The organism is Lutibacter sp., assembly GCF_041562875.1.
GTDB lineage: Bacteria > Bacteroidota > Bacteroidia > Flavobacteriales > Flavobacteriaceae > Lutibacter.
The window spans coordinates 1-7,658 of the sequence record NZ_JBFFOE010000111.1; the positions used below are offsets into that span (position 1 = coordinate 1).

Annotated in this window: 8 protein-coding genes; 2 read left to right on the forward strand and 6 right to left on the reverse strand. The window is 31.4% G+C overall.

Features of this window, described 5'->3' with window-relative positions; translation table 11 throughout:
* Together ABY863_RS11820 and ABY863_RS11825 are read left to right on the forward strand one after the other, a co-directional pair.
* On the forward strand, positions 1–250 hold a 250-nt coding region (locus ABY863_RS11820; RefSeq protein ID WP_372795082.1), incomplete at its 5' end, for a T9SS type A sorting domain-containing protein.
* A gap of 24 nt (positions 251–274) precedes the next feature.
* Positions 275–991, forward strand: a complete 717-nt coding sequence (locus ABY863_RS11825; protein WP_372795084.1) for a 3'-5' exonuclease — start codon at positions 275–277, stop codon at positions 989–991.
* Positions 992–1,239: 248 nt separating this feature from the next.
* Here ABY863_RS11825 and ccsA read toward each other — a convergent pair whose 3' ends face one another.
* The 6 genes from ccsA to ABY863_RS11855 all read right to left on the reverse strand — a co-directional run.
* Positions 1,240–2,043 (reverse strand): cytochrome c biogenesis protein CcsA, encoded by an 804-nt coding sequence (ccsA, locus tag ABY863_RS11830; protein WP_372795086.1) that lies wholly within the window; start codon positions 2,041–2,043, stop codon positions 1,240–1,242.
* On the reverse strand, positions 2,043–3,293 hold the full coding sequence (locus tag ABY863_RS11835) for a cytochrome c biogenesis protein ResB (RefSeq protein ID WP_372795088.1): 1,251 nt from the start codon (positions 3,291–3,293) through the stop codon (positions 2,043–2,045). Before ABY863_RS11835 ends, ccsA begins: the two co-directional genes overlap by 1 nt.
* 24 nt (positions 3,294–3,317) lie before the next feature.
* Positions 3,318–4,808, reverse strand: coding sequence for an ammonia-forming cytochrome c nitrite reductase (gene nrfA / locus ABY863_RS11840; RefSeq protein WP_372795090.1), 1,491 nt, complete (start codon positions 4,806–4,808; stop codon positions 3,318–3,320).
* Complete coding sequence (nrfH, locus tag ABY863_RS11845) at positions 4,801–5,415, reverse strand: cytochrome c nitrite reductase small subunit (protein WP_372795092.1); 615 nt, start codon at positions 5,413–5,415, stop codon at positions 4,801–4,803. The genes nrfA and nrfH overlap by 8 nt, the downstream gene beginning before the upstream one ends.
* A gap of 21 nt (positions 5,416–5,436) precedes the next feature.
* A complete protein-coding gene (locus ABY863_RS11850) occupies positions 5,437–6,678 on the reverse strand; it encodes an alginate export family protein (protein ID WP_372795094.1) in 1,242 nt (413 codons plus the stop codon).
* Positions 6,679–6,860: 182 nt separating this feature from the next.
* Positions 6,861–7,658 (reverse strand): aldo/keto reductase (locus tag ABY863_RS11855; protein WP_372795096.1); only part of this gene is annotated, 798 nt, incomplete at its 5' end.

Below are 7,658 nucleotides of genomic sequence, written 5' to 3' on the forward strand. Positions count from 1 at the left end.
AATTGTTAAAAACCAAATTGAAGGTTTTTCGTTATATCCAAATCCAATTTCAAATGGTAAATTATTTATGAGTACAAATAGTAATTTAGATAAACAGGTTGAAATATATTCAATGATGGGCAACTGTATTTATAGCAAATATGTACATGCTAATGAAACAATTGACATTTCTAAATTAAATTCAGGAATTTATATGGTTAGAGTTGAAGAAGAGGATAAAATTGCAACTCGTAAATTGATAATTAAATAGTTGAACCTAAAATAAAATTGGATTATGAATATTAAAATTAACTTTGAAAACATCCTTTTTTTAGATATTGAAACGGTACCTGAAGTTGAGAATTTTAGTGATTTGCCTGAATACAAACAAGAATTATTTGCTCAAAAAACACAGTACCAACGAAAAGAAGATTTTTCTCCAGAAGAGTTTTACAATCGCGCGGGGATTTGGGCTGAATTTGGTAAAATAGTGTGTATCTCAGTAGGTTATTTTACAAATTTTGATTCAAAAGACAGAACTTTTAGAGTGACTTCTTTTTTTGGTGATGAGGCGAAATTATTAGAAGATTTTAAAAGATTGTTAAATACCCATTTCAATAAAATACCACATGTTTTATGCGGTCATAATGGCAAAGAATTTGATTTCCCGTATATAGCTAGACGAATGATTATTCATCAAATTGAATTGCCTGAAAAATTAAATTTATTTGGTAAAAAACCTTGGGAAATCCCTCATATTGACACTATGGAATTGTGGAAATTCGGTGACTACAAACATTTTTCTTCCTTAAAATTATTGACAACTATTTTAGGGATTCCATCTCCAAAAGATGACATTGACGGTAGCGAGGTTGGAGCTGTTTTTTACAAAGAAAAAAATATAAAAAGAATTGTAAAATACTGTGAAAAAGATACTGTAGCTGTTGCTCAATTATTATTGCGTTTTAACAATGAACCACTGATTGAAACATTAAATATTATACATGTTTAAAATTATTTTGGAGTATCGTATATGTTTACTCAGGTATCTAAATAATCTATAAAACTGTCCCTAAATATTACTATTGCGTTAAGGATAGAATGGCATGTTTGAGCTCTTTTTTTGTTGATTTTTTCAACCAAAAAAAGCGAGTAATGATAGCCTGACCCAAAGGGGAACGCCCCAAAAATAATTTAGTTAAAATGATCACGTCATGCAGAAACAAGTTCAGCATGACGTGGATACTAAATATTGAGTTACTAATACTGCGTATAGGTGTGAACGCTTGTGGTTGCTACTGGTAAATAATTTACACCAAACCAACACACTAACAAAACTACAAATGCCAATGCTAAAATGGTAAGCGCTTGTTTGCTATTGTGCGAATGAAAATTGCGATAATGAATGTAAATTAAATAGCCCATCCAGGTTAAAAATGCCCAAACTTCTTTTGGATCCCAGGTCCAGTAATGACCCCAAGCTTCTTTTGCCCAAAGTGCGCCAAATAACAACCCCAAAGTTAAAAAAGCAAATCCTATATATACTAAGTTATCGGCTAATTTTAAGGTTTCTATTTTGAAGTTTCCCTTATAACTATCATACCAACCTTTTATAGCTACAACACTTGATGCTGCCAATACTGCATACGAAAATAAATAAACCAACACGTGTGGTATAAACCACGGACTTTGTAATGCTGGCATTAAGGTTTTTGAATACGTTTCTGGATTTAAATAATTAATGGCTAAAAACATACTTGCCATTGCAATACTGTAGGCTAAAAACCATTTGTATTGCCAACGAATATAGGTTACAAAACCAATTAATGGTAAAAATGTAGCATACCATAAACGGGTTTCACCTAAAGTTCGCATTGGTGGGCGATCTAGTTCTATCCATAATTTTATGACAAATACAAGCATAACTGCCCAACCTGCAACAAATAATAAGTTTGCAATTTTAAAAACTGCTTGTTTTTTGTAGGAAACTACTAAAAATACTAAACCAATAACCCATAGGATTACAATGATTGAACTATATAAAGGAAAATCTATCCAAGTCATTATTCTTGATTTTTAGTTATTTTATTTCCCATCCAAAACATATAAACAGCACCTGCAATCATCATAAAAATTCCAATATAAATTAGTGGTAGCCAAGGGTCTTTAACAAGCTCTAAAACGCTTAAATTGCTCCATTTTCCCATTTTATCATCGTAACTCAACTGGTAAATTTTCCAACCTTTATAGCTGTATGGTTTATTTACTTCTAAAACAGTGCTGATACGCTCTCCTTCTTTAGTTAGAATGTCAATATCTGAACTAAATTTCTTTACTTCAGGAATGGTCATTACTACAGAATATTCTTCACTAATTTTAAAAGATTCGTACGGATATCTGAAGCTTCCGCTGCTTATCCATGCATTTTGTATAGAATCATTTTCTACATTTTTTACTGAAATTGATGCAGATGGCGGAGAACCTAATTCGTTTACAGGTTCATAGCGTGCTCCTACCCTTCCTGAATTTGGTAAAAAATCATTGACCGTTACTTCAAAGTTTTTGAAACTATATTTTTCTCCTTTTTCAACTAAATACAAGTTTTTACCATTGTTATGAGCAATGCTTCCTGTTTTATTCTCAATTAAAGCTAACTTTGGATGGTATTCATCTATTAAAAAGTCTTTTAAATAAAAGGCAAAAGGCAATTCAACTTCTTGGTTATTCATATCGGTAGCTATCCAACTTGGTTTATTTTCATAAACATTTATGGATAAACGCTGTAAATCTCCAGTTCCAAGAATTCCTGCAATTAATGCCAAAAATAGTCCTAAATGGTTTAAAATGAAACCGAAGTTAGACCATTTGAATTGTAATATTCTTTTGATAGAAATTAAACCTAAACAGGTTAAAAATTGAAACAATATTAATAAAAATGCCCAATTACTGGTAATATGGTTTAAACCTAAATTATTAATAATGTTATTTTCTGAAGGAATTTGAGGTATAATTCCCATTACCATAACAAGCACTGTAACTAATGTAATGCTTGAAATAGATGCTGGAACTTTTGTTAACCATCTAATAATTTGAGTTGTTGAAAACCATTTGTACAGTACAAACAATATTAAAACATAGCCAATTAAAAAATATAAATTAAATGGGTATGATAGTGTAAATGTGCTTTCGGAAGTATTTAATACCTCTAATAACAATCCAGTTATAATTAAACCGGTTCCTATAAAAAAAGATTCAACGTAACCCCAAGGATTTTCCCATAAGTTACGTTGAACCTTTATATTATTTTCGCTCATAAGAGTTCAAATATATAAAAAGTATTAATACTTAGCTTCTCTTTCTTTTGCTGCTTCTTTCCATTTTGGCAACAACTCTTTTTTGAAAGTTTCCTTTTCAGCTTTTAATTTTTCCATATCTAATCCTATGAATTTTTGAGCAGCTTCTTTAGTTTCAATGGCTGGGTAAGGAACTTCACCTTTAAAACCTAATTCCATTAGTAACTTTGCCAATTTAATTCTGGTTTCTTGTGTAATATCAATTCCTGTTCCAATAACTCTGCCTAATTCAACAGGTGCATGAAAAGAACCACCATGAGATGCTGCTGCATAATCCCAACGCCATTGGCCGTAACGAATACCTTGTAAAATAGCTTTCATTTGAACTTCAGTAGCACCTAACTCCCAACATTTACCTGCTTCAATGTGAGCACGTACTAATAATCTTTCCAATTGATCTCTGTTTTCAATAATGCGATCTTGATTATCAAACACGTTTTTAATTAATTCGTCTTTTTCTTCTCTATGACAAACTTGACAAGAATTAGCAACGTTGTTTAAAGGAGATTGAATATGGTGATCTGTAAATTTTTGTCCACCTTCCGTTTTATAAGGCATATGACAATCAGCACAAGAGACTCCTCTTTTCCCATGAATACCCATTTTGTAAACTTCGTAACCAGGGTGTTGCGCTTTTAACATTGGAGCTTTACTAATAGAGTGCACCCAATCTACGTGACCTACTTTGTCATAATATTTTTCCATATCTTCAACTGTTTGACCATCATCCCAAGGGAATACTAAATAAGGGATTCCTTCTTTTTCGGGTAAATGTTTGTTGAAATAGTACTCAACGTGACATTGTGCACAAACTAAAGAACGCATTTCATTATGAGAAGATTTAGTAATATCTTTTCCTTGACGTTCAAAAGCCTCAATTAAAGCTGGTTGTGTAATGGTCAATTTCATAGATTTTTCATCATGACAGTTAGCACATCCAATAGGGTTTACAATTTGCTCCCCTTTACTTGCCCATTTTCCTTTGTAGTAATCATCTACACCAATTTCGTTCATTAAACGTGGAACATCAGGCGATTTACAAGTCCAGCATGTTGAAGGCATTGGTCCATCATCAGGCCCTGTTGGTCCACCAGTACGTAATGTGTTTGTAACATCTTCAATTGCATAAACATGTCCTTTTCCTTGGTTGTAATCCTTTGAAAACCCATATCCTGCCCAAAGTACCACTAATCTAGGATCAACTTCTAACATATCAATATTAGCATTTCCGTTGTATTTAGATCTAAATGTTGTGTCAGCAGTTTTATAATATGATTGAAACTCACGCGGGAAATTTTCTCCCCAAACTTCATTTCTAGGTTCTAATTTATTAATTTTAGTCATTGGAGTATAGGCAAATTTAGCCTCCATTTTACGTTCTGTTATTGAAGAAACTAAAAGTCCTAACAAAAACACTACTACTAATGATGCTAAAAATAACATCCAGTTTTTCCAAGGTTTTCTTGTATTACTCATCTTTTTTATCTTTTTGATTATCTGATTCTTTTAAATATTTACTTAACCATTGCGGTACAGTTTCTTGATGTTCTTCATCTATTTTTCCATAATACTTTACAGATGATAAACTATGTATGCTTCCGTGAGGAACTTCTTTATGACAAGTCCAACATTTTCTTTCGGTTCTATTTTCTTTATGATCTTCAACTGAAGCACTCAACCTTGCGTCAGTTACCTGATCTTCATGACATCTTATACAATTGCTTTGAACAACTTCAACACCTGCTTCTTTCATTCTAATTACTTCAGGCTCACCACGTGTTAAAAATACTGATGCATGGTATAAACCATCTTTAGCTTTAAAAGCATACTTTTTGAAAAAATTATCTTGCGGTACATGACAGTCGTTACAACTTGCCCACTCTCTATGAGAACTATTTTGCCAAGTTGCATATTGAGGTGTCATTACATGGCAATTGGCACACGTTTTTGGATCATCAGATAAATAAGATACCGCCTTAGATTCGATAAGTGCATATAATGTTAGACCAGTAATAGCACCCATTAAAATTAGTACGGGTAAACGCCATTCAGGTGGTGGAATTAATTTTCTAAAAATGCTCATAATCTTGAATTAAGGATTCTATTATTTTGATGAAAATAATGTTGGTTTAATAGTAAGCATTAACCAAGCCCAGTTATTTCCATTTCCACTAGCGTTATTTTTTAATACTTCTAATCCTTCTGAAGCAAACATTTGTGAATATCCTGCGCCAATAGTTACATCATTATTTAGTTTATGTGAATATACTAAATCAATTTCAGTTCCCAAATGTTTTTCAACATCTTGTGCAATATCAGCTTGTGCTGAAAAGTTATGTACAAAAGCTGTTAAACTAGATTTTTCTCCTAATTTAGTTCCAATTTTAGCATAAATATCAACTAAACCAACACTATTTGCATGGTTTCCAACATAGAAATAATCCATAAAACCATTAAATTTATGGTTTGTTCCGTAGAAAGGAGTAAAAGCTTTGTTTTTTGAAACCTCACCATCGTAAGCATTTCCTGATTGAATTTCAAAACCTAAACCTAAATTTACTTTATCTGAAGCTTTATATCCTAAGTCTAACCCTACTAAATAAGCACTTAAATCACGATCTGCAACATCTTTACCTGATTGTAAATAAGCGTTTACTGCAACATTTAAGTTACTTGATGCTTTAAAATTTAAGTTAGTACCTAATGTTTGGCTATAACGAATTTCTTCAGCAGCTACATTTTGTAATCCATTGTTTAATAACAAAAAGCTTGCTTTTATATTGCTCCAATCTTTATGAAACCAAGCATATTGCATTGCTTTGTAATTTCCCCCAACTGTATATAAGTTACCAAATAATGCTTCAGCATCTTGGTTGTAAGCAACCCCTAAATCTAATTTATAATTTTCATTTCCAAATTTGAAAATTGCTGCATCATGGCTACGTCCTTGTTGTGCCCAACCAACGTTTCCAAACATACGACTGTCATCATAAATTATTTCTTGACGACCTAATTTTACAGAAAAACTTGGATTGAATTTTACTTGTCCCCAAGCTTCATGAACTGCTAAACCATTGTTATCTGCAGTATTTAATTGAGCTACATCTCCCCAAACTCTAACATCTTGAAAGCTTAAAAAGAACGTGTAATCATCTGTAACATACTTTGTATTTAAACGTGTACGTTGTGACACAAATAATGCTGCATCTGAACCATCTGCTGTTAAGGTTTTGTATCCATTTCTGTATTCTGCACGTGGTCTTAATTCACCACTAATAGTTAACTGTGCATAACTTTGCATTGTTACTAATACTAAAATTGCAATTAATAAATTTTTAAATTTCATTTCTTTTAAATTGAATTAATTTTTATTATAATAATTATTACAAAAATAACAGGGAGGAACTGAAGAAAAGATGATTTTTATCAGGTATTAAGATAAATTTATCTTTTTTTAAATATTAACCAATTTCTCCTCTTTAGAAAAACTATTTCTAATGATGAAATTTAACTATAATCTATAAAAATTTAAGGAGCTGGGTTGGGTTGTAATTCTTGAATTTTATTAATTTCTTCAAGTGTTTCTTTTGAAAGTTCCACTTGAATACTCTCAATATTTTCTTTCAATTGTTGCATAGAAGTTGCCCCAATAATATTTGAAGTTACAAATGGCTGTTGGTTTACAAAAGCTAATGCTAATTGTGCTAAACTTAAATTAAGCTCTTGAGCTAAATCAGCATATTTTTGAGTTAAAAGATAAGATTGTGAACTACTATAACGACTGTATTGTGGGAATAATTTTAAGCGTGAATTTTCTGGTGAATTTCCGTTTAAATATTTCCCTGATAACATTCCAAAACCTAAAGGTGAATAGGCTAGTAAACCAACATTTTCACGCATGGAAACTTCTGCTAAATTAATTTCAAAAGATCTATTTAATAATGAATATGAATTTTGAATAGTTTTACAACGTATTAAGTTATTGTAGTTACTTTCTGTTAAATGACGCATTAAACCCCAGGAGGTCTCATTAGAAACACCATAATGACGAATTTTACCCTCTTTTACTAAACCATCTAATGTTTCTATAACTTCTTTAAAATTATCTTCCCATTTTTCATTTGGATTATGAACATAATTTCGTTGACCAAAAAAATTGGTATTTCTTTCAGGCCAATGTAACTGATAAACATCTACATAATCAGTTTGTAAACGTTTTAAACTTTTCTCTAAAGCTTCATAAATTACCTTTTTTGAAAACCCTAAATTTTCTCTTATATACTTAAAATACTCGTTAGGACCCGTTACTTTGGTAGCAACTATCAA